The 25,030-nt window shown below is 71.6% G+C and carries 29 protein-coding genes; 10 read left to right on the plus strand and 19 right to left on the minus strand.

The annotated features are described in order from the left end of the window. The first annotated feature begins 130 nt into the window (after nucleotides 1–130). On the plus strand, nucleotides 131–1,516 hold the full coding sequence (locus ACR9Y5_RS17615) for a GH1 family beta-glucosidase (RefSeq protein WP_481299180.1): 1,386 nt from the start codon (nucleotides 131–133) through the stop codon (nucleotides 1,514–1,516). Between the two features lie 51 nt (nucleotides 1,517–1,567). Here the strand turns inward: ACR9Y5_RS17615 and ACR9Y5_RS17620 are convergent, their stop codons facing one another. From ACR9Y5_RS17620 to ACR9Y5_RS17640, 5 genes are all read right to left on the minus strand, one after another. Further along, a complete protein-coding gene (locus ACR9Y5_RS17620) occupies nucleotides 1,568–1,819 on the minus strand; it encodes a DUF3072 domain-containing protein (RefSeq protein ID WP_481299181.1) in 252 nt (83 codons plus the stop codon). A 54-nt stretch (nucleotides 1,820–1,873) separates the two neighbouring features. Next, nucleotides 1,874–2,404, minus strand: a complete 531-nt coding sequence (locus tag ACR9Y5_RS17625) for a hypothetical protein (RefSeq protein ID WP_481299182.1) — start codon at nucleotides 2,402–2,404, stop codon at nucleotides 1,874–1,876. A 31-nt stretch (nucleotides 2,405–2,435) separates the two neighbouring features. Further along, nucleotides 2,436–2,708 (minus strand): hypothetical protein, encoded by a 273-nt coding sequence (locus ACR9Y5_RS17630; protein ID WP_481299183.1) that lies wholly within the window; start codon nucleotides 2,706–2,708, stop codon nucleotides 2,436–2,438. 108 nt (nucleotides 2,709–2,816) lie between these two features. Beyond that, nucleotides 2,817–3,647 carry a class I SAM-dependent methyltransferase gene (locus tag ACR9Y5_RS17635; protein ID WP_481299184.1) on the minus strand — a complete coding sequence of 277 codons (831 nt, stop codon included), beginning with the start codon at nucleotides 3,645–3,647 and terminating at the stop codon, nucleotides 2,817–2,819. 38 nt (nucleotides 3,648–3,685) lie between these two features. After that, on the minus strand, nucleotides 3,686–4,687 hold the full coding sequence (locus tag ACR9Y5_RS17640) for an EamA family transporter (RefSeq protein ID WP_481299185.1): 1,002 nt from the start codon (nucleotides 4,685–4,687) through the stop codon (nucleotides 3,686–3,688). A 70-nt stretch (nucleotides 4,688–4,757) separates the two neighbouring features. Here ACR9Y5_RS17640 and ACR9Y5_RS17645 point away from each other — a divergent pair, with 70 nt between their 5' ends. Beyond that, nucleotides 4,758–5,312, plus strand: coding sequence for a CGNR zinc finger domain-containing protein (locus tag ACR9Y5_RS17645; protein ID WP_481299186.1), 555 nt, complete (start codon nucleotides 4,758–4,760; stop codon nucleotides 5,310–5,312). A 318-nt stretch (nucleotides 5,313–5,630) separates the two neighbouring features. Here ACR9Y5_RS17645 and ACR9Y5_RS17650 read toward each other — a convergent pair whose 3' ends face one another. Both ACR9Y5_RS17650 and ACR9Y5_RS17655 read right to left on the minus strand, forming a co-directional pair. Then, nucleotides 5,631–6,950: an NtaA/DmoA family FMN-dependent monooxygenase gene (locus ACR9Y5_RS17650; protein ID WP_481299187.1), complete on the minus strand. Its 1,320-nt coding sequence runs from the start codon at nucleotides 6,948–6,950 to the stop codon at nucleotides 5,631–5,633. 6 nt (nucleotides 6,951–6,956) lie between these two features. Beyond that, nucleotides 6,957–8,378 carry an O-acetylhomoserine aminocarboxypropyltransferase/cysteine synthase family protein gene (locus ACR9Y5_RS17655; protein ID WP_481299188.1) on the minus strand — a complete coding sequence of 474 codons (1,422 nt, stop codon included), beginning with the start codon at nucleotides 8,376–8,378 and terminating at the stop codon, nucleotides 6,957–6,959. A gap of 156 nt (nucleotides 8,379–8,534) precedes the next feature. On the opposite strand from ACR9Y5_RS17655, the gene ACR9Y5_RS17660 reads away from it, so the two are divergent. Beyond that, a complete protein-coding gene (locus ACR9Y5_RS17660) occupies nucleotides 8,535–8,918 on the plus strand; it encodes a DUF805 domain-containing protein (RefSeq protein WP_481299189.1) in 384 nt (127 codons plus the stop codon). Nucleotides 8,919–8,985: 67 nt separating this feature from the next. Here the strand turns inward: ACR9Y5_RS17660 and ACR9Y5_RS17665 are convergent, their stop codons facing one another. Further along, entirely contained in the window at nucleotides 8,986–9,702 is a 717-nt protein-coding gene (locus ACR9Y5_RS17665; RefSeq protein ID WP_481299190.1) for a DUF1345 domain-containing protein, read from the minus strand. A 164-nt stretch (nucleotides 9,703–9,866) separates the two neighbouring features. Here ACR9Y5_RS17665 and ACR9Y5_RS17670 point away from each other — a divergent pair, with 164 nt between their 5' ends. Together ACR9Y5_RS17670 and ACR9Y5_RS17675 are read left to right on the plus strand one after the other, a co-directional pair. Then, nucleotides 9,867–11,756 (plus strand): FAD-binding monooxygenase, encoded by a 1,890-nt coding sequence (locus ACR9Y5_RS17670; protein WP_481299191.1) that lies wholly within the window; start codon nucleotides 9,867–9,869, stop codon nucleotides 11,754–11,756. A gap of 25 nt (nucleotides 11,757–11,781) precedes the next feature. Then, nucleotides 11,782–12,708 (plus strand): MBL fold metallo-hydrolase, encoded by a 927-nt coding sequence (locus ACR9Y5_RS17675; protein ID WP_481299192.1) that lies wholly within the window; start codon nucleotides 11,782–11,784, stop codon nucleotides 12,706–12,708. Between the two features lie 93 nt (nucleotides 12,709–12,801). Here the strand turns inward: ACR9Y5_RS17675 and ACR9Y5_RS17680 are convergent, their stop codons facing one another. Together ACR9Y5_RS17680 and ACR9Y5_RS17685 are read right to left on the minus strand one after the other, a co-directional pair. Next, the gene (locus ACR9Y5_RS17680) at nucleotides 12,802–13,470 is read right to left on the minus strand and encodes an IclR family transcriptional regulator (RefSeq protein WP_481299601.1); all 669 of its coding nucleotides are present in this window, start codon (nucleotides 13,468–13,470) and stop codon (nucleotides 12,802–12,804) included. Nucleotides 13,471–13,576: 106 nt separating this feature from the next. Further along, nucleotides 13,577–14,044 carry a hypothetical protein gene (locus tag ACR9Y5_RS17685; RefSeq protein WP_481299193.1) on the minus strand — a complete coding sequence of 156 codons (468 nt, stop codon included), beginning with the start codon at nucleotides 14,042–14,044 and terminating at the stop codon, nucleotides 13,577–13,579. A gap of 226 nt (nucleotides 14,045–14,270) precedes the next feature. Between ACR9Y5_RS17685 and ACR9Y5_RS17690 the strand changes: the two genes are divergently transcribed. Together ACR9Y5_RS17690 and ACR9Y5_RS17695 are read left to right on the plus strand one after the other, a co-directional pair. Next, on the plus strand, nucleotides 14,271–15,296 hold the full coding sequence (locus tag ACR9Y5_RS17690) for a glycoside hydrolase family 6 protein (protein WP_481299194.1): 1,026 nt from the start codon (nucleotides 14,271–14,273) through the stop codon (nucleotides 15,294–15,296). Between the two features lie 41 nt (nucleotides 15,297–15,337). Further along, the gene (locus ACR9Y5_RS17695) at nucleotides 15,338–15,739 is read left to right on the plus strand and encodes a hypothetical protein (protein ID WP_481299195.1); all 402 of its coding nucleotides are present in this window, start codon (nucleotides 15,338–15,340) and stop codon (nucleotides 15,737–15,739) included. 5 nt (nucleotides 15,740–15,744) lie between these two features. Here ACR9Y5_RS17695 and ACR9Y5_RS17700 read toward each other — a convergent pair whose 3' ends face one another. The 3 genes from ACR9Y5_RS17700 to ACR9Y5_RS17710 all read right to left on the minus strand — a co-directional run bounded on the left by ACR9Y5_RS17700 (nucleotide 15,745) and on the right by ACR9Y5_RS17710 (nucleotide 17,737). After that, entirely contained in the window at nucleotides 15,745–16,623 is an 879-nt protein-coding gene (locus tag ACR9Y5_RS17700; RefSeq protein WP_481299196.1) for an alpha/beta fold hydrolase, read from the minus strand. 96 nt (nucleotides 16,624–16,719) lie between these two features. Further along, complete coding sequence (locus tag ACR9Y5_RS17705; protein ID WP_481299197.1) at nucleotides 16,720–17,349, minus strand: HAD-IA family hydrolase; 630 nt, start codon at nucleotides 17,347–17,349, stop codon at nucleotides 16,720–16,722. 172 nt (nucleotides 17,350–17,521) lie between these two features. Then, nucleotides 17,522–17,737, minus strand: a complete 216-nt coding sequence (locus tag ACR9Y5_RS17710; RefSeq protein WP_310133155.1) for a hypothetical protein — start codon at nucleotides 17,735–17,737, stop codon at nucleotides 17,522–17,524. 85 nt (nucleotides 17,738–17,822) lie between these two features. Here ACR9Y5_RS17710 and ACR9Y5_RS17715 point away from each other — a divergent pair, with 85 nt between their 5' ends. Continuing rightward, nucleotides 17,823–18,773, plus strand: a complete 951-nt coding sequence (locus ACR9Y5_RS17715) for a GlxA family transcriptional regulator (protein ID WP_481299198.1) — start codon at nucleotides 17,823–17,825, stop codon at nucleotides 18,771–18,773. On the opposite strand, the gene ACR9Y5_RS17720 is transcribed toward ACR9Y5_RS17715, so the two are convergent. From ACR9Y5_RS17720 to ACR9Y5_RS17740, 5 genes are all read right to left on the minus strand, one after another. After that, entirely contained in the window at nucleotides 18,746–19,015 is a 270-nt protein-coding gene (locus ACR9Y5_RS17720) for a hypothetical protein (RefSeq protein ID WP_481299199.1), read from the minus strand. The two genes, ACR9Y5_RS17715 and ACR9Y5_RS17720, sit on opposite strands and share 28 nt — an antisense overlap. A 151-nt stretch (nucleotides 19,016–19,166) precedes the next feature. After that, the gene (locus tag ACR9Y5_RS17725; protein WP_481299200.1) at nucleotides 19,167–19,340 is read right to left on the minus strand and encodes a CsbD family protein; all 174 of its coding nucleotides are present in this window, start codon (nucleotides 19,338–19,340) and stop codon (nucleotides 19,167–19,169) included. 90 nt (nucleotides 19,341–19,430) lie between these two features. Then, complete coding sequence (locus ACR9Y5_RS17730) at nucleotides 19,431–19,556, minus strand: hypothetical protein (protein WP_481299201.1); 126 nt, start codon at nucleotides 19,554–19,556, stop codon at nucleotides 19,431–19,433. Nucleotides 19,557–19,681: 125 nt separating this feature from the next. Beyond that, entirely contained in the window at nucleotides 19,682–20,239 is a 558-nt protein-coding gene (locus ACR9Y5_RS17735) for a MarR family winged helix-turn-helix transcriptional regulator (protein ID WP_481299202.1), read from the minus strand. Nucleotides 20,240–20,273: 34 nt separating this feature from the next. After that, nucleotides 20,274–20,621 carry a DUF7882 family protein gene (locus ACR9Y5_RS17740; protein ID WP_481299203.1) on the minus strand — a complete coding sequence of 116 codons (348 nt, stop codon included), beginning with the start codon at nucleotides 20,619–20,621 and terminating at the stop codon, nucleotides 20,274–20,276. Between the two features lie 90 nt (nucleotides 20,622–20,711). On the opposite strand from ACR9Y5_RS17740, the gene treY reads away from it, so the two are divergent. Then, complete coding sequence (treY, locus tag ACR9Y5_RS17745; RefSeq protein WP_481299204.1) at nucleotides 20,712–22,976, plus strand: malto-oligosyltrehalose synthase; 2,265 nt, start codon at nucleotides 20,712–20,714, stop codon at nucleotides 22,974–22,976. Further along, on the plus strand, nucleotides 22,973–24,682 hold the full coding sequence (treZ, locus tag ACR9Y5_RS17750) for a malto-oligosyltrehalose trehalohydrolase (RefSeq protein ID WP_481299205.1): 1,710 nt from the start codon (nucleotides 22,973–22,975) through the stop codon (nucleotides 24,680–24,682). The genes treY and treZ overlap by 4 nt, the downstream gene beginning before the upstream one ends. 9 nt (nucleotides 24,683–24,691) lie before the next feature. On the opposite strand, the gene ACR9Y5_RS17755 is transcribed toward treZ, so the two are convergent. Next, on the minus strand, nucleotides 24,692–24,868 hold the full coding sequence (locus ACR9Y5_RS17755) for a toxin-antitoxin system HicB family antitoxin (RefSeq protein ID WP_481299206.1): 177 nt from the start codon (nucleotides 24,866–24,868) through the stop codon (nucleotides 24,692–24,694). Nucleotides 24,869–25,030: the final 162 nt, after the last annotated feature.

Genomic DNA, 25,030 nt, shown 5'->3' on the forward strand with positions numbered 1-25,030 from the left:
CCCGAATGCCGGCCCCCCGACCCTGAGCGGCAGGGACGAACATCTGAGAGGGCTCAGAGACAGCGGGCCGTTTCGAACGGGTACGCTCCGAGAGGACCCGGGGCACTCGCCCCGCGAAGGAGCAGAGACCATGCGCAGAAGCGACCTCCCCGAGGACTTCGTCGTCGGGACGGCGACGGCCTCGTACCAGATCGAGGGAGCCACCCGCGAGGACGGGCGCGGCGTGAGCATCTGGGACACGTTCGCGCGGGTGCCGGGCGCCATCGCCGACGGCAGCACCGGCGACGTGGCGGACGACCACTACCATCGCTGGGCGGAGGATGTCCGGCTGATGTCCGACCTCGGCGTCGACGCGTACCGGTTCTCGATCGCGTGGCCGCGCATCCAGCCCGACGGCACCGGCGCGCCGTCGAAGGCCGGCATCGACTTCTACCGCCGCCTGGCCGAAGGGCTCCGCGAGCGGGGCATCACGCCGTGGGCGACGCTGTATCACTGGGATCTGCCGCAAGCGCTGGAGGACCGCGGCGGCTGGCTGCACCGCGACACCGCGATGCGCTTCGCGGACTACACCGCACAGGTGGCCGACCGCCTGGGTGACGTGGTCACAGACTGGATCACGCTGAACGAGCCGTGGTGCTCTGCGTTCCTCGGATATGCGAGCGGGTACCACGCCCCCGGTCGCACCCTCGGTTCGCGGGCGGCGCACGCGGCCCACCACCTCCTCCTCGGCCACGGGCACGCCCTCGAGGCGCTGCGCGCGAGCAGCTCCACCGCGCGGGTGGGCACGACGCTCAACCTCTATTCGGTGCTGCCCGCGGGCGACTCCGAGGGCGATGCGGACGCCGTCCGCCGCATCGACGGCCTCAGCAACCGGCTCTTCCTCGAGCCCGTGCTGCGCGGCTCCTACCCCGCCGACGTGCTCGACGACCTGGGCGAGACCGCCTGGTTCGCCGAGAACGCCACCGACGACGACCTGCGCCGCATCTCCGCACCGATCGACTTCCTCGGCATCAACTACTACAGCCGGCACACGGTCGCCTCCGGCTCCACGCCCGCAGCGGGCGCCCCGGCGAGCGCGTACCCGGGCAGCGAGCACGTCCGCTTCGTCCGCACCGGCGCACCGGCCACCGAGATGGGCTGGGAGGTCCACCCCGACGGGATGGCCGACGTGCTCCGTCAGGCGCACGAGCTCGCCCCGGAATTGCCGCTGTACATCACCGAGAACGGCGCCGCCTTCCACGACCGCGTGGACGAGAACGGCGTGATCGACGACGGCGCCCGCACCGACTACCTCGAGGCCCACGTCGAGGCGGCACGGGATGCGGTCGCCGAGGGCCTGCCGCTGCGCGGCTACTTCATCTGGTCGCTGATGGACAACTGGGAGTGGGCCTGGGGCTACTCGCGCCGTTTCGGCCTGGTGCACGTCGACTACCGGACGCAGAAGCGCACCCCGAAGCGGAGCGCGCGCTGGGTGGCGGACTTCCTCCGCGACGCGGTCCCGGCTTCCCGGGGCTGAGCCCCGGGCGCCCGCAGAGCGCACGGCGGAGGCGCCGTCCGGCCGCGCCCGCTAGCTCTGGCCGCGTCCCGTCTTCTGCTGCAGCCGGTCGATCTCGGTCGACGCCTGCGCCTCGGTCAGGTCGGCGGCGATCTCCTCGCCGGCCTCACGGGCCAGCGTGTCCAGGTAGCTGCGCTGCGAGGCGGTCATCGGCTCGTCGCCGGTGACCCAATCCGACGGGTCCTTGCTCGCCGGGTTGGCGTCGCCGTCGCGCGCGCCCAGAACGTCGTCGGGTCCGTTGGTGGTGTCGCTGGTGTCGGTCATGAGGCAGAGAGTACGCCGCGGGTCCGACAGCCCCCACCCCGCCGCGAGGGGATGTCAGCGGCGCAGGATGCTGGGGCGCGGCAGGCCCAGCTCCTCCAGCAGGTCCCCGAGCATCCGGTCGAGTTCGAAGCCCGCCTGCGTGATCTTGTTGTTGCCGAATCCGCTCAGGACGCTGCTCGGCTGGTCGACGCTGAGCACGGTGCCGCCGGTGCGCGAGGCGTGCAGTTCGACCCTGAGCGGCGTGTACAGCAGGGTCGCCGGGTCGTGCCGGAACATCCGCGCGGCGGTCGCGTAGTCCCCGATCAGGTAGACGGCGCTCGGGATGTCGGCCCCGCCCACGCGCATCACCGGCGTCGGGTGGTCCGTCCAGAACCGGACGAAGCGGTGGATGCCCGGTCCGGCGGTCCCGGCCGTCAGCCGGCGCCACTCGGCGCCCTCTGCGACGAGCTCCCGCACGCGGGCGACGTCGAGCGGCGGCACCTCCGCCTCGAAGGCCCGGCGCAGCGTTCCGAAAGCGACCGCGGCCTCCAGCTCGATCCGGTTCGCCGTCACGGGGATGATGCGTTCGGTCGCAGGGAAGGCCATCCCGCCATTCTCCCCCGGCTCTCGAGGGGAATCAGCCGAGGCCGGTCACACCGTGCGGCCGGGGCACCTCCGGCAGGTCGGCCGCGGAGCCGTCCTCGCCGAGCCGCGCGAAGTACGCCCGCTCCCGTTCCAACGTGTCGGTCTCGGGGGAGCCGTAGCGGGAGGGGTCCGGCCGATGCGCGTCGTCCTCCACCGTGAGCAACCCGTCCGGGTCGCGGGGGTCGCGCACGCCGGTCAGGCGCTCATCCATCGTCGACCCGTCGCCGCGCCGGCGCTGGCTCTCGTCGCTGCTGCGTGCTTCCATACCGCCACCATCCCCGCGGGGACCGGCCGCGGCAAGGGGTCGGGCTGGTCCTCCCCCTGTGTCGGGTGCCCCGGTCTCAGGGGGCCCAGGTCTCAGGCGGCCCAGGTCTCAGGCCTGCCTGCTCGCTCGCAGCGTATAGCTGAGGGGCGCCACGCCGCTGAGGGCGCCGAGCGCGAACTCGCCGTCCCCGCGATGCACCATCTGTCCGGGGAGCGCCTCCCACGGGACGCTGTCGTGCTCCTCCAGCAGGTCGATACGGAGCCCTGCGTGGAGCAGCGCCGTGACGATCTCGCCCAGGCCGTGGTTCCACTCGTACGTCCGCGTCGCCGTGAGCGGGCGCGTGGTCTCCACGTACGTGGAGTCGCCGTCCCACTCGAGCGGCTGCTCGTGCTCGAAGTACGGGAACCGGAGGTGCAGGTCGTCGTCGAGCCGTTCATCCATCGTCCAGAGGATGGGATGCCCCTCCCGCAGGAACAGGGACCCGCCCGGTGCGAGCAGGCCGGCCACCACTCGCGCCCATCGGTCCACGCTCGGCAGCCAGCACAGGGCGCCGACGCCGGTGTAGACGAGGTCGAAGGTCCCGGGCTCCAGCACCGAGGCCGCGTCGTAGACGTCCGCGACGACGAAGTCGACGTCGTCTCCGGTGTCGGCGACCAGCCGGCGCGCCTCGTCGATGGCGTTCGCCGAGAAGTCGAGGCCGGTGACTCGTGCGCCGAGCCGGGCGAGCGAGAGCGTGTCCGTGCCGATGTGGCACTGCAGGTGCGCGGTCCGCAGCCCCGCGACCGGACCGAGGCGCGGGAGGTCGAACCGCACCACCCCGGAGATCGCCTCGCGGTCCTCGATGTACTGGGACACCCGGTAACCGTGCGGCCCACGCTCGGCGTGCAGCACCGCTCGCTCGTCCCAGTTGGCCCGGTTCGCCTCGGTGAATTCGGACATGACCGTCCCGTCCCTCCGCCCGGGGGGCGCCGAGCCTGTCAGCCTAGCGGAGCGGTCCGCTCCTGCGAAGGGGCGGCCGACGTCAGTACCCGGCCGCGCGCCCGGCGGCGCACCCGGCGCGGCGCGGCCTCCGCGCCGCGGTCGGCCCGGACCAGGGCGATGCCGCCGAGGATGAGCAGGCCGCCGAAAAGCTGGGTCAGGCTGAGCCGCTCGCCGAGCAGCAGCCAGGCGTAGAGGGTGGCGGCGACCACCTCGAGCAATCCGGTGAAGGACGCGAGCCGTGACCCGAGGATCTCCGTCGCCGTGATGCTGGCCGCGTACGCGACGGCGGTGGCCGCCACGCCGACGATCAGCAGCGGCACCCACCAGGCGGTCGGGTTCCCGAACAGCGGGACGTCCGCGAAGCTCACCGTCACCGGCAGCAGCCCGGTGGCGCCCACCCCCGCGAGCGCCACCGCACCGATCAGCAGCCCTCCGGACGCCAGCGCGACCGGCGGAAGACCGTCGCTCGGGCGCGCGGCGATCACGTAGAAGGCCGCACATCCGACCATCGCCGCGACGGCCAGCAGCAGGCCGGCCGGATCGATCGCCCCCGCTCCTCCCGGGGACACGACCAGCACCAGCCCGGTGACGGCCACGACCGAGCCTGCGAGCACCACCATCCGCGGCGCCTTCCTGGTGCGCGCCCAGACCACCGCGACCAGCAGCACGGGCGCCAGGTACTCGACCAGGATCCCGGTGCTGACGGGGATGCGCTGGATGGCCGCGAAGTAGAGCACCTGGGTCCCGGCGACGCCGACCAGTGCCATCCCGAGCAGCCGCCAGCGTCCGCGCCACACCGCCGCCCAGCGCCCGCGCACCGCGACGAGCGCGAACGGGAGCAGCACGACGCCGCCGATCAGGGCGCGCATCGTCACCGCGGCGACCGGCGACCATCCGCTCTCCAGCAGCGGCTTGATGAACGCTCCCGACATCCCGAACGTCGCGGCCGAGATCACAGCGACGACGAGGCCGAAGGATGTGGAGCGTCCGTGCTGCATGCGACTCACCTGTCAGGATCGTAAGGGATGATGGTCCTGACGCTAGTCCCGTCGTGAGTAAGGAGTCAACTTGCATTTTGCCCCTGACACGGTGGATGCGCTGGAGTTCGCCGTGCTGCTCTGCAACACTGCCCCGGACGCCTCGCGCAGCGGTGACGACGAGCTCGCGACCCCCGCCGATCTGGTGACACTGCTCACCGAGAGCCGGTACTCCGGACGCATCGACGGCGACGAGGCGGAACTCAGCGACGTGCACGAGACGCGCGAGCGGCTGCGGCGCACCTGGTCGCTCGACCGCGACGCGGCGGCCCTCGAGGTGAACGCCATGCTCGCCGAGGCGCGTGCCCTCCCCTACCTGATGCGGCACGACGGCTTCGACTGGCACCTGCACGCGACCGCTCAGGATGCGCCGCTCGCCGAGCGCATCCGGGTCGAGATCGCCCTCGCCCTGGTCGACGTCATCCGTTCCGGCGAGACCGGGCGCCTGCGTGTCTGCGCGGCCGACGACTGCGCGGGCCTGCTGCTCGACCTCTCCCGCAACGGCTCGAAGCGCTTCTGCAGCGTGCGCTGCGGCAACCGTATGAACATGATCGCGTTCCGCGCACGCCAGGACCGCGAGGCGTAGCCGCCGCCGGGCCCGGCACCGGCGCCCGGCACCCGGCACCCGGCACCCGGCCTTACGTCGGAGATCTGGCGTCGTCCGTCGGAGATCCGGCCCGAATCCGCACGAAACTCCTCCCCAGAGCGCTGCGTCGGAGATTCGGGACCGGTTCTCCGACGATAGGTCGATGCGCTGCCCCGCGACGCCGCCGGCGACCGCCACCCGTCCGTCGGAGATCCGCGGCGGTACCTCGGAGATCCGGCCCGAATCCGCGCAAAACTCCATCCCCAGAGCGCTGCGTTGGAGATTCGGGACCGGTTCTCCGACGATAGGTGGCCCGCCTCAGAAGTCGCGCAGGTTCGCCCGGATCCCCCCGTCGCCGTATTCGGCGCGCAGGATGCCGCGGCGGCGCAGCACCGGGACGAGCTCGTCCAGGTAGCGGTGCAGCGTCACCGGGTGCAGGTCGCCCGAGAAGATGAAGCCGTCGTTGTCGGCCTCCTCGCCGATCTCCTCGATGAAGTCGGCGATCTGCTCGGCCGTCCCCACGAATCCCTCCCGGTCGGCGATGCGCCCCTTGACCACCTTCGGCGCGATCAGCTCGCGCAGGGTGACACCCTCGCGGATGCCCTGCTTGCCGAACAGCCCCTTGATGCTGCCCTGCGAGACGTGGTCTCCGAAGACCGAGACGTCGAACGGCTCGTCGAGCGAGAGCACGGTGAGGTCGGTCTCCAGGTCGCTGGACTGGCCGGCCAGGGCACGGTACAGCTCCTCGTCCGTCGGATGCTTCGACGCCTCGACGACACGCCGCGCCTCCTCGTCGCTCGCCACCACCTCGGGCTTGAACACGAACAGCACCTTGATGGAGTCCGGGTCGCGTCCCGCGGCCACGGCGGCCTCGCGCACCTTCGTGCGGTAGTCGCGGATGCTCTGCGCGTCGAGCGGCGCGAGCGCCAGCTGCACGTCCGAGTGCGTTCCGGCGAACGCGATGCCGCGCGGCGATCCGCCCGGGGAGACGATCGCCGGGTCGCCCTGCGAGAAGGGCACCGCGTTCAGCGGTCCGGCGAGACGGAAGTACTCCCCCTCGTGCTCGAACCCGCGGATCTTCGAGCCGTCCGCGAAGTGGCGCGTCGCCGCATCCTGTACCAGGGCGCCGTCGTCCCAGCTGTGCCACAGCCGGCGGATGACGGTGAGCCACTCCTCGGCGCGGTCGTAGGCGGCGTCGTGCGACAGCGGAGGCAGGCCGAGGTGGCGCGCGCTGCCGACATCCGTTACGACGTTGACTCCCAGGCGGTGATCGCTCAGGTGGTGGAGGGACGCGAACTGACGGGCCGCGACATAGGGCGGATAGGCGCCCGCGTTGATCGTCGGCGCGACGCCGAGGTGCCGGGTGGCGTCGAGGAGGTACGGCGAGAGGATGAGCGGGTCGTGCTTGGGCCCGCCGTACGCCTCGCGGACGCGCAGATCGATCGTCTCCGGGAAGCCGAGGGACAGCGCGTCCTCGATGATGACGAGGTCGAGACCCGCCTGCTCCAGCTCGCGCGCCGACTGCTGGTAGAGGTCGGGACGGGTCCAGTCGTACCCCCACTCCCAGTAGGGGTGACCCCAGCCCTGCGGGCCGAAGCCGCGGCTGAAGAACCAGCCGAAGTGCTGCAGGCGTGCCATGTGCTCCTACCGTCCTGCGGCGGGGACCGCCGCGTCCGTCGCGAATGCGTGGGCGGGCAGCGTGTCCGCCGCTGGCGCGCCCGCGTCCGGGTCGGGCGCCGCAGCATCCCGTACCGCGCCCGCCGGATTCCGTACCGTGCCCGCCGCATCGCCGGCCGCGACCGCCGCCAGCCCGCGCGCCAGATCCTCGATCAGGTCGTCCGCATCCTCCAGCCCGATGGACAGGCGCAGCAGGCCGCCGCCGATCCCGAGTTCCTCGCGCACGTCCGCGGTGAGGTGACCGTGGGTGGTGGATGCGGGGTGCAGGATGAGCGACCGCACGTCGCCGATGTGGGTCATCCGGCTGAACAGCTCGACCGCGTCGTAGAACCGCTCGGCCGCTGCCGCGCCGCCGGCCAGCGCGAAGCCGAGCACCGCGCCCTGCCCACGCGGCAGGTAGCGCTGCGCGAGGCCGTGCGCCCGGTGCGAGGCGAGCCCCGCGTAGTCGACACGGACGACCTCGGGCTGCGCCTCCAGCCAGCGGGCGACGGCGAGTGCCGTGTCCGACTGCCGCTGGACGCGCAGCGAGAGGGTCTCGATGCCCTGCTGGATGAGGAACGCGTTCATCGGCGACAGCACAGGCCCGAAGAGGGAGGCGACGACCGAGCGCGCGAACGCGGCGTACGCGCCGGTGCCGTGCACGTCGACGTAGCTGCGTCCATCCAGCCACTCGTCCGGTCCGGTCAGGTGGCGGAACGGCGACGAAGCCCAGTCGTAGCCGCCCTGGTCGACGACGATGCCGCCGAGCGTCGAACCGTGGCCGCCGAGGTACTTGCTGGCCGAGTGCACGACGATGTCTGCGCCGAAGTCGCCCGGGCGCAGCAGGTACGGCGTGGCGAGCGTGTTGTCGACGACGAGCGGGAGGCCGTTCTCGTGCGCGACCGCCGCGACGCCCGCGATGTCGAGGATCTCGGTGCCGGGGTTGGCGATCGACTCGCCGAACAGCACGCGGGTGTTCGGCCGGATGCGCCGGCGCCACTCGTCGAGGTCCGTCGGATCGTCGACGAACTCGATCTCGATGCCCAGCCGCTTGAGGCCGTTCTCGAACAGGCCGCGGGTGCCGGAGTAGATGCTCTGCGCCGAGAGGATGTGGTCGCCCGCCTGCACAAGGCCGAGCAGTGCGACGGTCAGCGCCGCCTGGCCGCTGCCGACCGCGATCGCCTCGCGCCCGCGCTCCAGGCCGGCGACCCGGCGCTCGAGGGCGGCGGTCGTCGGGTTGCCCGAGCGGCTGTAGGTGTAGCCGGCCTCGTCGCCGCCGAAGCGCCCCTCGGCCTGGGCGAAGCTGTCGAACTCGAACCCGGCGGTCAGGTAGATCGGCGTCACGCGGGCGCCATGAGCGGCGTCGCGGGACTCTCCCGCGTGGACCTGTTGGGTGGTGAACTCCGGCATCTCCCTATGGTGCGGCACCGCCCGGCCGCACGGTCGTTCTGTTGCGGAAAGCTACGGACGAGGACGCGGGCGCAGGCCCGGTCCCGCTGTCGCGTCACGAACGCCTGGGTGCGACGTCTGTTACGGGTAGTACCGACATTTAGGAGAACTACACGTATGACTATCCTCGACGAGACCGCCACCACTCCGCTCCGCGGCGCCACGTTCGGGCAGGCCTTCATCCGGTTCTGGTCGAAGTACGCGACCTTCTCGGGCCGCGCGAGCGCCTCGGAGTTCTGGTGGGCTTTCCTGTTCGTCAACATCCCGTCCATGGCGCTGGGGGTCGGGTCGGTCACCCTCCAGTTCCTGCCGTGGGTCGCCACGCTGTGGAGCGTGGCGACGATCATCCCGTCGCTCGCGATCACCTGGCGCCGGCTCCACGACACCAACCGATCGGGCGGCAACTGGTTCTGGGGCCTCATCCCGGTCGTCGGGTGGATCATCCTGCTCGTGCAGTTGACCGGCCCGGCGCATCCGGCCGGCGAGCGGTTCGACGCGTAGGCACGGAGACCGCACCCCGGAACCCGGCCATGCGCGCCGGGTTCCGAAGCGATGCGGCAACCGCAGGTCAGTGCGCCGTCAACGTGTTGAGCGCCAGGACGATGATCGCGCCGTTGTAGAAGAAGCTCAGCACCGAGTGCTTGACGACGGTCCAGCGGAGACGCGGGGAGAGCACCTCCACGTCGGAAGCCGCGAACGACGTGCCGACGGTGAAAGCGAAGTAGACGAAGTCGCTGATCCGCGGTTCGGCCCCGAGCGGGAAGGCGAGGACCGGCTCAGCGGACCGCGCGTAGCGCGCGTGATACGCCTGCGCGTACCCCCACTGGAGCAGGAGCCAGGACAGCACCATCGAGAGCGTCCCGACGACGTTCGCCAGCAGCCCGACACCGGGATGCGCGTGCTGCACGCACACTTGGACGGCCGCCACGATACCGACCGCGCTCACGAGGACGGTGGAGGCCGAGTAGACGACGCGCGCCGGCCACGCGGTGAAGAACCGGGGCGGTCGCACCGCCTCCGCCCCCGGTGGGCGCCCGGCCGCTCGGGCGACCACGATCGCGACGACGCTGCCGTAGGCGATGCCGACGAGGCACCAGTCGAGGAGCAGGTCGACCGTCTCGATCTCGCCGGGCGTGAAGAACAGGACCACCCCGAGGGCGATCATCCCGAGCTGGACGAGCAGGTTGAGCACCAGCCCCACGGTCACGCCGATGCGCGCCAGGAGACCCGGTCGTCGTCCGCTCCGGCGCAGGGCGGTCTGGGCCTGCGTATCGATGATTGTCATGCTCTCCTCCGGGCCGGCGAACGATGGGTACCCGCTGGGACAGACGCACTCCGCGCCGGTTCATGACGTTCGCTTCCGTCGGGAGCACCACACCGGTACAGTGGATTGCGATATGCGAACACAGCGTTCGCATAAAGAACGACTTACGACGAAGTGAGGCACCCGTGCAGTTCCACCACCACGGCTACGTTTCCGGCGACCCGCGCATCCATGAGCCCGCCGGCGCGGGGACAGACCGCCCCGCCGAGCTTCCCGACGAGGTGGACGTGCTCATCGTCGGTTCGGGCCCCGCCGGGATGATCGCAGCGGCTCAGCTGGCGCAGTTCCCGAATGTGGTGACGCGCCTCGTCGAACGACGCCCGGGGCGTCTCGCCATCGGGCAGGCGGACGGCATCCAGGCGCGCAGCGTCGAGACCTTCCAGGCCTTCGGCTTCGCCGAGCGGATCATCGCCGAGGCGTACCGCATCACCGAGATGGCCTTCTGGAAGCCCGACCCCGCCGACCCCTCCCGCATCGTCCGCACCGCCCGGCCCGTCGACGACCCCACCGGCGTCAGCGAGTTCCCCCACCTCATCGTCAACCAGGCCCGTGTGCTCGACTACTTCGCCGAGGTCGCGGCGAACTCGCCGTCGCGGCTGACGCCCGACTACGGCTTCGATTTCGTCGGCCTGACGGTCGGGGAGGGCGAGCATCCCGTCGCGGTCACGCTGCGCCGCACGGCCGGTCCCGACCAGGGGTCCGAACGGGTCGTGCACGCGAAGTACGTGATCGGCGCCGACGGCGCGCGCAGCCGCGTGCGAGAGGCGATCGGGTGCCACCTCGCCGGCGACCAGGCGAACCACGCCTGGGGCGTGATGGACGTTCTGGCCGTCACCGACTTCCCGGACATCCGCACCAAGTGCTCGATCCAGTCCGAGGCGGGCAACATCCTGCTGATCCCGCGGGAGGGCGGCTACCTGTTCCGGATGTACGTCGACCTCGGCGAGGTGCAGCCGGGCGACAACGGCGCCGTGCGCTCCACCAGCATCGAGCAGATCATCGCGAAGGCGAACGCCATCCTGCACCCGTACACTCTGGACGTCCGGAACGTCGCGTGGCACAGCGTCTACGAGGTGGGCCACCGGCTCACCGACCGGTTCGACGATGTGGAACCGCACGAGCTCGGCACGCGCACCCCGCGCGTCTTCATCACCGGCGACGCGTGCCACACCCACAGCGCCAAGGCCGGCCAGGGGATGAACGTCTCGATGCAGGACGGTTTCAACATCGGCTGGAAGCTCGGTCACGTACTCGACGGACGTGCGCCGGAGTCGCTGCTCGCGACCTACTCCGCCGAACGCCAGGTGGTCGCGAAGGACCTCATCGACTTCGACAAGCAGTGGTCGACGCTGATGGCGAAGAAGCCCGAGGAGTTCGCGAGCCCGTCCGAGCTGGAGGACTTCTACGTGCGCACGGCGGAGTTCCCCGCCGGGTTCATGACGCAGTACGCCCCGTCGCTGATCGTCGGGGAGGCCGCACATCAGGAGCTGGCGACCGGCTTCCCGATCGGCAAGCGGTTCAAGTCGGCGCCGGTCGAGAGGGTGTGCGACGGCAACCCGGTTCACCTGGGCCACCACGCCCGCGCCGACGGCCGCTGGCGCATCTACGTCTTCGCCGGCCGGGCGGCCGCCGGACAGCCCTCCGCCGTCGCCGACCTCGCCGAGTGGCTGGCGAACGCCCCGGACTCCCCGCTCGCTGCGACGCCCGACGGCGCCGATCCGGACGCCTGGTTCGACGTGAAGGTCGTCTACCAGCAGGACCACACGGCCGTCGACCTCGGCGTCGTGCCGCCGCTGTTCCTGCCGCGGGTCGGACCGTTCGGCCTGATCGACTACGAGAAGGTCTACGCGGCGGACCCCGCCCACGACATCTTCGCCGAGCGCGGCATCGACCGCCGCGGGACGATCGTGGTGGTGCGTCCCGACCAGTACGTGGCGCACGTGCTCCCGCTGACCGCGACGGCGGAGCTCGCGTCGTTCTTCGCGCCGATCCTGCACACGACAGTCAGCGCGTGAGTGCACGGCGGTCTACCCTGACGTGGTGACCGCCTTCGCGACCCTCGCCGACGGGGTGCACGCCGTGCGCATCCCGATGCCGCCGGGAGGACTGCCGTACAGCCTCGCGTACCTGATCGAGGACGCCCGCGGAGGCGTGCTCGTCGTGGACCCCGGATCGCCGACCGCCGCGGCGGAGGCCGCGCTGCTGGGGGCGGTGGATGCGCTCGGCCGCCGGCCGGAGGACATCGCCGCGATCGCGGTGACCCACCTGCACGCCGACCATGCGGGCGCCGCCGAGGACCTGCGCCGGCGCACCGGAGCGCCCGTGCTCCTGCACCGTCGGGAGCAGGAGGCGCTCGATGCGCTCGCCCGCGGGCTGCCCGCACCCGACCTCGACGCCTGGGCCGTCCCCGCTGAGCGGAGGCCGGAGCTGATGGCGGCCGTCACGGCGCCGGTCGTGCCGTCGCTGCGCCGGGCGGACGGACTGCTCGACGACGGCGACCTGCTCGACGTGCCCGGCCGGCGCCTGCGTGTGCTGCACACTCCGGGCCACACGCCCGGCTCCGTCTGCCTGTACGACGAGGATGCGCGGCTGGTCCTCAGCGGCGACCACGTGCTCCCGACGGTGAACACCGGCCTGGGCCTCGGCGGTCCGAGCGCGTCGAACCCGATCGCCGACTACCTCGCGTCGCTGCGGCGGGTCGCGGCGCTCGACGGCCCGGGCGTCCACGTGCTCCCCGGGCACGAGCAGCCCTTCACCGGCCTGACGGACCGCTGTGCCGAGCTGACCGAGCACCACCTGCGCCGCGCGCGTGAGGTCGCCGCGCATCCCGGCTGCACGGTCTGGGAGGTGGCTTCCGCGCTCACCTGGACCGGCGGCTGGGACGCTCTCCGCGGCTTCACCCTGCTGTCCGCCCTCTCGCAGACCGCTCTGCACCGCGACTTCGTCGCCCGCGCGCCCCTCCCCTGACGCCTGCGCCCAGCGCCCCACCGTCGAGTACACGATTTCTACACGCTTTCAGCGCGTTCGGCGTGCATAAATCGTGTACTCGACGGAGGGGCGCTAGCGGAGGTCGGATTCGATCGCGGCAGCGGCGGCGCGCAGCCGGGCGCCGATCGCGGGCGCGTCCACATCGTTCGCGACATACACGACCGCCAGCGCAGCCACCGGCTGCCCGGGCGCACGGACGGGGACCGCGATGGATGCGAGGCCCGCGATCACCTCGTCGTGGCTGGTGGCGTAGCCGCGCTCGTTGGCGAGCGCCGCCTCGTCCCGCGGGTGCTCCCCCGGCAGCTCGCGCCACTGCGCCTCGGTGAGCGCCGACTGGATGGCGATGCCGGGCGCGCCGGAGGCCAGCGGGTGCCGTGTCCCCGGCCGCTGCGCCACGGTGGCGTGCGCGTGCGACGGCTCCACGGTGACCAGCGTGACGACCTCGTGCCGGTCGAGCACCGCCAGGAACGCGGTCATCGACAGCTCGTTCGCCACGGCGGTGAGCTGCGGCAGCGCCGCGGACTGCAGGTCGCGGGACACCGACCGGGCCAGGCTCGCCATCCGCGGGCCGAGTTCGACCGCCCCGGACGCATCCCGAACCACCAGGCCGTGGTCTTCGAGTGTGCGCAGGATGCGGTACGCGATCGAGCGGTGCAGCCCGAGCCCTGCGGCGATCGCCGGAATGGTCATCGGCTGCCCGGCGTCGGCCAGGAGCTCGAGCATCCGGATGCCGCGCGACAGCGTCTGGAGCGGGGGCGTCGCGGCCGGGGCGGAACCGGCATCGTCGAGGGAGGGCACGTGTTCGATTATAGAAATGGCCGCCCGGCGACGCGGTGCAGAGCTGCGGTCAGGCGGAGACCGGCTGGCGGGTGTTCACCACATCCACCCGGGCGTCGATGAACGAGTGCACGCTCTCGTGGATGTGATACTGCGTGTGCGACAGCCGCGCGTCGCGGGCGCGCAGCAGCGCGCGGGCCGCGGCACGACGGGCGCGCAGCCGGCCGAACGAGATGACGGCGCCGACGAGCACCGCGCAGGCGAGCACCGCCGCGGCCGCGTCCACGAGGGCCATCCACGACGGCGCGGCGGCGAGTGCGAGCCCCCAGGCGCCGGCCACCAGGGCGAGGAGCACCCCGCTCGTCCACAGCGTGGCGCGGGCCAGGCGCAGCGGATGCGCGGCCAGAAGCGCACGCGCCTCGGCGGTCTCGCGCTCGTGTTGACGGCGGCGCTCCTTCGCCCAGTGCAGGTCGCGCTCGTGGCGACGGGCGAGGAGTTGCGCGCGGTCGTGGGCAGGGTTGTAGGAGGTGGTGTGCACGATACGTCCTTTGCAGCGTTCGGGTTCTCCCGAGGGGCCGGGTTCGGGTCGGCGTCCGCGGGGCTACAGGCAGTAACTCGGGTGTGACATCCGCGAGCATAGCCAGAAAGACCGTTCTGTGGGTCATTTGGAGGACACGATTCCGTCCCCCAATTCGGGCGACACATGCCTGCAATGCGACGCTGTTAGGGTGTGGCCTTTCCGAAGCAGTCCGAAAGGGGAGCGGATGCGCAAACCGGTGCTCATCGTGGCGCTCGTCGTCGCGGCCCTGATCATCGCGGGGGGTGTGAGCCTCGGGCTCGCGCGGCCGGCCGCGGCGCCGACGGCGGCGTCGACGTCCACTCCATCGCCGACCCCGACCACCGACGCTCCGCCCGCGTTCGCCTCCCCCCGGCTGTACCTCGACCCGAACACGGAGGCGGCCGCGGCGCGCACGCGGCTGGACCAGCAGGGCGACACAGCGTCCGCGCTGATCGCCGGCCGGATCGCCGAGGTCCCGACCGCCGTGTGGCTCGGCGAGTGGTTCCAGGGCGACCGGTTGGTGACCGAACTGCGGAACGATGTGGCGGACGCTCGCGCCCAGCAGGCGACCGCCGTCTTCGTGGCGTACGCCATCCCCAACCGCGACTGCGGCGGCTACTCGAAGGGCGGCCTCGCCCCGGGCCAGTACCTGCCGTGGATCCGCACCATCGCCGCGACGCTCGCGGGGAGCCACGCCGTCGTCCTGCTCGAGCCGGACTCGCTCGCGATGCTCGCGGACCCGAAATGCGGCGACTCCGCGTCGGTGCGGCTCCCCCTGCTGAGGTCGTCGGTCGGCATCCTGGAGGGCGCGGGGGTCGCCACCTACCTCGACGGTGGAAACGCCCGCTGGCTCTCCCCCAGCGCGCAGGCCGCGTGGCTGGAGAAGGGCGGCGTCGCGCGCGCTCATGGCTTCTTCACCAACGTCTCGAACTTCGACACCACCCAGCGGGAGCGCGACTACGCAGGCAAGCTGTCGTCCAAGATCGGCTGGAAGCACTACGTCATCGACGTCTCGCGCAACGGCAACGGCTGGACCGGCACCTGGTGCAACCCGCCCGGCGCCAAGCTCGGCCAGGACCCGAAGGTGACCGAGGGCGACGGCGGCAAGCTCGACGCGCTGCTGTGGGTGAAGCACCCGGGTGTGAGCGACGGCAGCTGCAACGGCGGACCGGCCGCGGGCGTCTGGTGGCAGGAGGGCGCCGAGGCGCTCGTCCGCGGCTGGAGAGGTTGACGATGGACGGATGCGCGCAGCTCGCCGAAGCCTGCGCCCGCGTGGCCGCGCGCACCTCGGACCCGGCACAGTTCCTCCGCGAGCTGGGTCACGAGGCGGCCGGGGTGCGGCGCGGTCCGCGCTGGCCCGTGGACGCCGGACGCGGCGGCTCGAACCGCATCCGCGGGCGCGGCTTCCGCCGCCACGTCGACGACGGAACCGACGGGCAGGCCCGCCACTTCGCGGGCATCGTGGCCGTCGCCGCACGGTTGGGCACGCGGCTGACCCGCTGGCTGTCCATCCACATCGGGCGGGATGCGCCCGAGTCCGCCGATGGCAGGCTCACCGATCACGCCCTCGACTTCGTGCGGCTGCTGCGCTCAGGCGAATTGGAGCCCGCCGGCGCCGGCGACTGGGTGCGGTCGACGATCTGCGGTCAGGGCAGCGGCCTCACCAGTCGCTGACCCGGCTACCCGCTGGGCGGCAGGTGCTTCCCCCGGTGGATCTCCCACACGCTCGCGTGACCCGGCGAGTCCGGGTCGTCGACGATCGGCTGGTCCGCCATGAACAACCGGATGACATGCGCCAGCTCGCCGGGGTGGCTGAAGTTGATCGCGTGCGCCGCGCCCTCGATGCGGACGACGAGCACATGGTTGTCGGTCGCCGCCGCGATCTCCTGCACGCGGTCCGGGTGCGGCAGCAGCGGGTCGCGGTCGCCGATGACCACGAGGGTCGGGATGTGCAGCTCCAGCAGGCGGTCGAGCGACGGGTACGAGGTGAGGGCGCTGAACATCTTGAAGGTGCTGGGCACGCCGAACCGGAGATAGTCGGGGGTGGCGACCCGCACCATCCGCGGCGGCTCGCGTCCGCCGTCGCGGGTCAGCTGGCCGACGGCGCGCCGCAGCGGCCGGTTGTAGGCGCCGCCCGCGGGTGACACCAGGATGGCCCGGTCGATGCGCTCCGGGAAGTGGTGCGCGAACTCGAGGATGACCGGGCACCCCATCGAGTTGCCGACGAGGGTGACCTTGTCGATGCCGCGGTCGTCGAGGAAGCGGGCGGCGTCGCGCGCCAGGTCCGGGATGTCGAGCCCGTTCGGCACCTTGCCGCTGCGACCGAACCCGGGGAGGTCCGGGACAAGCGTGTGGAAGTCCTCGGCGAGCCGTTCCGCGGTCGGCAGCAGGTAGCGGCCGGACAGCCCGAACCCGTGCACGTGCATCATCGCGGGTGCGTCGGGCGGATTCGGCGACTCACGGTAGAACACGTCGACGCCGTCGACGACCGTCCAGCGCTCGGCGAGGCTGGACGCCGGACGCCGGGGCAGGCGCCTCGGCGCGCTTCTGGTGCTCATGGCGCGATCCTGCTCGGCCGACCCGGGGTCGCGCAATGCAGTACCGGGTCGCGGTCGGGGGTGGCTTCGCGCCGGATGCGTCAGTCGGCGGCGGCGTCAGTCCGCGGCGGCCCGGAGCCCCGTGTAGTCGATCAGCCGATCGAGGCCTGCAGTGACCGGCGACTCGTGCCGGCCGACCACCACGGCCCGGGCGCCCGAGGCGACCGCAGCCTGCAGACCGGCTTCCGCATCTTCGAACACCACGCACTCGACGATCGGCACGCGGATGCGCTCGGCGGCGAGCAGGTACCCCTGCGGATCGGGCTTGCCGCGCGCGACGTCCTCCGCCGCGACGAGGACGGATGGGATGGGGACACCGGCCGCGCGCATCCTGCCGATCGCGAGTTCGCGCGGCGCGCTGGTGACGACCGCGACGGGGAGGTCGTCGGAGAGCAGCCGATCGAGCAGCGCGCCCGCACCGGGCACCTCGACGATGCCGTCGGTGCGCGTGATCTCCTCCGCGACCAGTCCGCGGACCAGCTCGTCGCGGGTCTCGACGCTCAGCTCGGGAAGGAAGTGCGCAACGGTGTCGACGGCCTGCCGCCCGTGCGCATAGGCCAGCAGGGCCGCCGGATCGATGCCGTGCCGCCGGCCGAACGCGGTCCAGACGGACTCGACGACCGCCGTCGAATCGACGAGCGTCCCGTCCATGTCGAACAGGTAGCCGGCCGCCTCGATCTGATCCACGCTCCGAGCATAGGAGAGGTGCGACGCCGGAACGCAGCCATGACGTCCTTGGCCCACGAGACCTTGCTGACGTCGGGATGGTCATGGCTGACGGAAACGAGGGGTCGCAACACGCCGTAAAGCGCCACCGATAACGGCGTGTTGCGACCCCTCGATCGCGCTGGGCCGCCGATCAGCGGCCGGTCTCCCGGGCGGCCTGCGCCGCGCGCAGGTCGGCGAGCCCCCGCTCGGTCTCGCGCGTGACCGTGCCGCCGCGCGCGAGGATCGCCGCGGGCAGCCAGTCGCTGAGCACGAACCGCTTGCGGACGACCGGCTCCCCGCCGTTGGTCCGGGCCGGATGCCTGACCCAGCCGTGCTCCATCCCCTGTGTCCATGTCGTGTTCGCCATGACTCTCACGTTACGGACGCAAAGATCCGGACACGAGATGGCTTCAGGTCTATCTTCGCAAAGATACGGCCATTAGACTGCGGGCATGATCAGATCGGTCGCGGTGCCCCTCATCGACGAGTTCGCCATGTTCGAATTCGGCGTCGTCTGCGAGGTCTTCGGGCTCGATCGCAGCTATGCGGGGCTCGAGCCGTTCGACTTCCGGGTGTGCACCATCCACCCCGACGCGCCGGTGACGAGCCCGGTCGGCGTTCGCGTGACCGCGCCCTACGGTCTGGACGCGATGGACGACGCGGACCTCATCGCAGTGCCCGCCGCCACCGTGCGCGATGAGTACCCGCAGGAGTTCCTGGATGCGCTGCGCCGCGCATACGACCGCGGCGCCATCCTGCTCAGCGTCTGCTCCGGCGCCTTCGCCCTCGGCGCCGCCGGCCTCCTCGACGGCCGCGACTGCACCACGCACTGGCGGTTCTCCGACGAGCTGCAACGGCGCTTCCCCGCCGCCCGGGTCGACCCCGACGTCCTCTTCGTCGACGACGGCCGCATCATCACCTCCGCCGGCACCTCGGCCGGCATCGACGCCAGCCTGCACCTCGTGCGCCGCGAGCTCGGGAGCGCGGTGGCCAACACCATCGCCCGCAACATGGTGGTGCCGCCGCAGCGCGACGGCGGCCAGCGGCAATACATCGACAAGCCGGTGAGCGACTGCGAGGACGACACCTTCAGCGAGCTGATCGACTACCTGACCGAGCGCCTCGACGAGTCGCACACGGTGGGCAGCCTCGCCGAGCGCACCCATATGTCCACGCGCAGCTTCTCACGCCGTTTCGTCGCCGAGACCGGCGTGCCGCCCATGCAGTGGCTCACCACCCAGCGGATCTTCCGTGCGCGGCTGCTGCTCGAGACCACGGACCTGCCGATCGACGAGGTGGCACGCCAGTGCGGCTTCGGGAGCGCCACGCTCCTGCGGCACCACTTCGACGCCGAGGTGGGTGTTCCGCCCACCCGCTACCGGGCGGCTTTCGCCCGGGCGTGATGCCGCGGCGCCAGGTCGTCGCCGCGGTAGTGCCGCAGCAGCCGCCAGTTGTGCAGCGCGAAGTCCCCGCAGATCGCCACGGTCGCCAGACCGCAGACGATGACACCCCAGGCGCGGGGATTCTCCCCCTGCGTCGGGATGGCCACGGCGAGCGCGACCGTGGAGATGAGCGCCAGCACGGCGAGCAGGCCTCCGATGGCCGCCCTCCGTCCCGCTCGGGTGCGGTCCGTCCGGTCTCCCATGCTCCGGAAATTACTCCGCGGGCCGGGTGAACGAAAGTCGGATCACAGGGAAACAGGGGATGGATCGCCGCGCCCCGGCCGAGATCGTTCCGGACGGCACGAAGCCCCCGCCCACGTGGACCCGTGCGGGGGCTTCGTACGGTTGTCGGCCTCAGTGCTTGAAGGCGTCTTTGATCTTCTCGCCGGCCTGCTTGACGTCGGCCTTGGCCTGGTCCCCCTTGCCTTCGGCTTCGAGGCGCTCGTCGCCGGTGGCCTTACCGGTGGCCTCCTTGGCGCTGCCGCCCAGCTTCTCTCCGGCGTTCTCGATCTTGTCGTCGAGTCCCATGACGTCCCCTTTCAGTGGTCCGTTTCGCCTTCGACGCTCCCACCGATGGCGAGGCGGGTCTACCCCGTTGACCGAGCTCCCACGGGACGCTCAGGGGATGGTGCCGCGCTGGTACAGCGACTCGACGGACGCGGCCATGCGCTTGAGGAACTCGCGCGCCACCTCGGCCTCGCGCGGGTCGAGCGCGCCGGCCGCGGCGAGCATGCGACGGTGCATCGCCGCCAGCGTGTGCCGCACCTCCTCGTCGGCGCCCGGGGTCGCGACGACGACCAGCGACCGCCGGTCGGGTCGGCACGGTCGTGCCGGTGGCCTCCGCCGGTCTGTGCATCGACAGCCCGATTTTACGCTGTGGTGCGGGAACCTGCAGCCCGGGGGTGCGGGCGGACCGGGTCGCTCGCCGCGTCCATGTGGTCGACCGCTTCGCGCATCCTGCGGAGGAAACCGATCACGATCTCGGCATCTTCGGGGCTCAGCGAAGCGGCGACGTCCACCAGTTCCTCGCGCATGCCGCCGAGGATCGCGCGCCGCAGTTCATCCTGAGGCACGGCCGGGACGACGATGAGCGCGCGACGATCGAACGGGCTGGCTTCGCGGCGGATGTGACCCGCGCGTTCGAGACGGTCGAGCAGCGCCGTGACGGACGAGCTCTGGATGCCGAGGTACTCGGCGAGTTCCTTCGGCCCGACCGAGCCGCCCTGCTCCTGCGCACGAAGCAGGTAGCGCATCGCGGAGACGTCGCTCTCGCTCATCCGGAGCACTCCCTCGGAGCGCCGGCGCATCGCGGATTCGGCGGCTCCGTAGGCCCGCATCGCCTCCAGCACCTCGTGGGCGAGCGACTGGTCGTCGGCCTCCTCGCGATACCAGTAGTAGCGCGCCGATTCGTGCGTACCGGACGTCACGCCTTGACGAGAGAGCACCTGCAATCCAGATTCTCTAGCGTTTCGCCGCGTGCGCGACCGGCTCCGGCATCACGAGCAGCCCGTTCGGCCGGTGCGTCCCGTCCATCAGCGCATCCAGCCAGTCCCGGTTGAGCGGAGCGATGGTCGACTCGTCGTAACGGAACCGGATGTGGAGCCCGTTGTCCACCCAGATCGCCTCCCGGCCGCCGTCGCCGTCGGGCACCCAGCTGAGAGTGAAGCTCTCGCGGCGGCGGAGCTTGGTCGTGATGACGACTTGGAGGTGCGCCAGCAGCCGATCCCCGAACGGATAGTCCGTCGCACCGTAGCTGAGCACGCCCATTCCTTCGCTCCCCTCGAGTTCGACCGTCCGTCCGGACGGCATCTAGCTAGTCTATCCATATAGCTTGCTTGTCTAGCAATATGCCTCTCTGCGGAATTCAAGGCCTTCGCGCGTGCGCGTGATCCCCCGAGAATGAACCCTGTGAGCACCTACCGTCTTCAGATCTCCCCCGACTTCACCCTGCGCGATGCGACGCAAGTGCTCGACTACATTCAGCGCCTCGGCGCGGACTGGGTCTACCTCTCACCGCTCCTCGAAGCCGAGCCCGGGTCGATGCACGGCTACGATGTCGTCGACCACAGCCGGGTGGACTCCGCGCGCGGCGGCCCGGAGGCGCTCACGGAATTCTCCGCCGCGGCCCACACTCGCGGGCTGAAGGTGCTCGTCGACATCGTCCCCAACCACATGGGCGTGGCCACGCCCGCCCTGAACGCCTGGTGGTGGGACCTGCTGACCTTCGGCCGGGAGTCGCGCTACGCCTCCTCCTTCGACATCGACTGGGAGTTCGGGCACGGCCGCCTGCGTCTCCCCATCCTCGGCGACGGCCCGGACGAGGAGGATGCCCTGCGCATCGAGGACGGCGAGCTGCGCTACTACGACCACCGTTTCCCCATCGCCCCCGGGACCGGGGACGGGTCGCCGCGGGAGGTGCACGCGCGCCAGAACTACGAGCTCATGTCGTGGCGCCGGGCCGACGCCGAGTTGAACTACCGCCGCTTCTTCGCCGTCACGACGCTCGCCGGGCTGCGCGTCGAGGACCAGCAGGTGTTCGACGACACCCACCGCGAGATCGGCCGCTGGTTGCACGAGGGTCTTGTGGACGGCCTCCGCGTCGACCATCCGGACGGCCTCCGCGACCCGGGCCAGTACCTCGAGCGCTTGCGCGCCCTGGCCGGCGACAAGCCGATCTGGGTCGAGAAGATCATCGAGGGCGACGAACGGATGCCCGACTGGCCCGTGCAGGGCACGACCGGCTACGACGCCCTCGCCGTGATCGACCGCGTCTTCGTCGACCCGGCGGCCGAGGGCCCGCTGACCGCGCTGGCCGGCGAGTCCGACGACCGCGAGGAGAATCAGGACTGGACCGAGCTGATCCACCGACGGAAACGCGCGGTCGCCGACGGCATCCTCCGCTCCGAGGTGCTGCGTGTCGTGCGCGAGCTGGGCGAGGGTTTCGACGAGGAGGTCGCGGATGCGGTCGCCGAACTGGCCGCGTGGTTCCCGGTGTACCGCAGCTACCTTCCGTTCGGCGCCGAGTACCTGGAGGAGGCGCGTCTCGCGGCCGCCGAGTCCCGGCCGGACCTCGCACCGGTCATCGCCCGGATCACCGACCGTCTCGGCGACCGCTTCGAGCAGACCACCGGCGCGATCATGGCGAAGGGCGTCGAGGACAACGCCTTCTACCGGTTCACCCGGCTGGTCTCGCTCACGGAGGTCGGCGGGGATCCCTCCGAGTTCGCGCTCTCGCCGGAGGAGTTCCACCGGCGCCAGGCCGACCGGCAGCGGCGCCTGCCCGACTCGATGACCGTGCTGTCGACCCACGACACCAAGCGCGGCGAGGACACCCGCGCCCGCATCTCCGCGCTGGCGGAGCTGCCCGGCCGCTTCGAGCGCTTCCTGCGGACGGTGCGCGCGCACGTCGGGATCGGCGACGGGTCGCTGGAGAGCCTGCTGTGGCAGTCGGTGATCGGCGCGTGGCCCGCGTCGCGGGAGCGCCTTCAGGCGTACGCCCTGAAAGCCGCGCGCGAGGCGGGCGCATCCACCGCCTGGACCGACCCGGACGAAGCCTTCGAGGCGCGCATGGCCGCGGCCATCGACGCGGCCTTCGACGACGAACGGGTCCGCGCGGAAGTGGAGGCACTGTCCGCCGTGATCGACGGACCGGGCGCGAGCAACGGCCTGGGCGCGAAGCTGCTGCAGCTGACCGCACCCGGCCGGCCCGACGTGTATCAGGGCTCGGAACGCTGGGAGCGGTCGCTGGTCGACCCGGACAACCGCCGCCCGGTGGAGTTCGACGCCGCCGCGGCACTGCTGGCCCACATCGACGAGGGATGGATCCCCGAGATCGACTCGTCGGGCGCAGCCAAGGTGCTGGTCACCTCCCGCGTGCTCCGGTTGCGGCGCGACCGGCCGGAGCTCTTCACGGACTACCGGCCGGTCTACGCGGAGGGTTCGCGCGCCGGCCACCTGATCGGCTTCGACCGCGGCGGCGCCGTCGCCCTCGCGACCCGCCTCCCGGTCGGCCTGTCCGCCACCGGCGGCTGGGCCGACACCACCATCGACCTCGGGCAGGCGCCCATGCGCGACGAGCTCACCGGCGCGGAGCACACGGGACGCGTCCCGCTCGCCAGCGTGTTCGAGCGCTACCCGGTCGCCCTCCTGGCGGTGACGCGATGACCGCGGCGACCCGGGGCATCCGGCGCTTCCCCGTGTGGGCGCCGAGCGCGCGCAGCGTGGATGTGGTGATCGGCGGCCTCGGGACGTTCCCGCTCACTCCCGTGCCGCCGGCCGCAGACACGCCGGCCGGCGGCTGGTGGGAACTCGCCGAGTCGCCTGCGCTGCCCGACGAGCCGGTCGATTACGGGTTCCTCGTCGACGGCGAGGGCCCGTTCCCGGACCCGCGGTCGCTGCGGCAACCGCGTGGCGTGCACGAGCTGAGCCGCGAGTTCGACCCGCGCGTGCACGAGTGGGCGGACGGGGCGTGGGAGGGCCGCGACCTCGTCGGCGCGTTGATCTATGAGCTCCACATCGGCACCTTCACTCCCGAGGGGACGCTCGACGCCGCCGCCGGACGCCTCGACCACGTCGTGGACCTCGGCGTCGACGCGGTCGAAGTGCTCCCGGTGAACGCCTTCAACGGCACGCACAACTGGGGCTACGACGGGGTGCTCTGGTATGCCGTGCAGGAGCAGTACGGCGGGCCGGAGGCATACCAGCGGTTCGTCGAGGCCTGCCATCGGCGGGGACTCGCCGTCGTCCAGGATGTCGTCTACAACCACCTCGGGCCGAGCGGCAACTACCTGCCGAAGTTCGGCCCCTACCTCGGCCAGGGCTCGAGCACGTGGGGCGTCAACATCAACTTCGACGGCCCGCTGTCGGACGAGGTGCGCCGCTACATCCTCGACAACGCCGAGTACTGGCTGCGCGAGATGCACGTCGACGGGCTGCGACTGGATGCGGTGCACGCCCTCCAGGACCACCGGGCCACGCATCTGCTGGAGGAGTTGGCAGTGCTCGCTGACGAGCTCGGCGGCGAGACCGGGCGCCCGCGGACCCTGATCGCGGAGAGCGACCTCAACGACCCGAAGCTGATCCGCACCCGCTCGCACCACGGCTACGGGCTGCACGCCCAGTGGGACGACGACGTGCACCACAGCATCCACGCCAACCTGACCGGCGAGGCGACGGGCTACTACGCCGACTTCGCCGAGCCTGAGGCGCTGGTGAAGGTGTTCGGCCACGGCTTCTTCCACGACGGCACCTGGTCCAGCTTCCGGGAGCGCCGCCACGGCCGCCCGCTCGACCAGGACATCCCCTTCACCCGCCTGGTCGCGTTCAGCCAGGACCACGACCAGATCGGCAACCGCGCCGCCGGCGACCGCCTCACCGCCACGCTCGACGAGGGGCGCCTCGCGGTCGCCGCCGCGCTCACGCTGCTCGGCCCGTTCACGCCCATGCTCTTCATGGGCGAGGAGTGGGCGGCGACGACCCCCTGGCAGTTCTTCACCTCCCACCCGGAGCCGGAGCTGGGCAAGGCGACGGCGGAGGGCCGCATCCAGGAGTTCGCGAAGATGGGCTGGGACCCGGCCATCGTTCCCGACCCGCAGGACCCGCAGACCTTCCAGCGCTCGAAGCTCGACTGGTCCGAGCTCGACCGTCCCGGTAACGCCCGGATGCTCGATTGGTACCGCACGCTCGCCGCGCTGCGCCGCACCATCCCGGCCGACGCCCGCGCGACCGACGTCGCCTACCGCGACGGCGTCTTCCGCTTCGCGCGCGCCGGCCTGCTCGTCGAGGTGAGCCTCTCCGGCACCGGCCTCGGCGAGCCTCCGGCGGACGCCGTGGCCACCTTCGGCGAGGCGGTGCGGGTCACGCGCGCCTGACGACGTCGCTTACGAAGCAAGGCGACTGCTGACGAGCCGATTGAGGCTTACGTGCTCCTCGGCCGCCTGGATGGCGAGATGCCGGTGCAGCTCGGGCGGGATGCGCACCTTGAACTCGCCGCTGTAGCGTCGCTCGGCGAACGGCTCGGGTATCGGTTCGCCCGAGTCCTGGAGATCCTCGATCACGTCTTCGACGAGCGCGACGATGCCCCGCAGAGCTTCGTCCTGCGTCGGTGCCAGCCACGACAGTGAGGCATCTCGGCCGCCTGGCCCACGAACTCTCCATCGTCGGCCGACCAGAGGACCCGGTAGGTGTAGTGCCTGAAGTCGGTCACCGTTGCTCACTCT

Source organism: Leifsonia sp. KNZ13-11D, assembly GCF_056754895.1.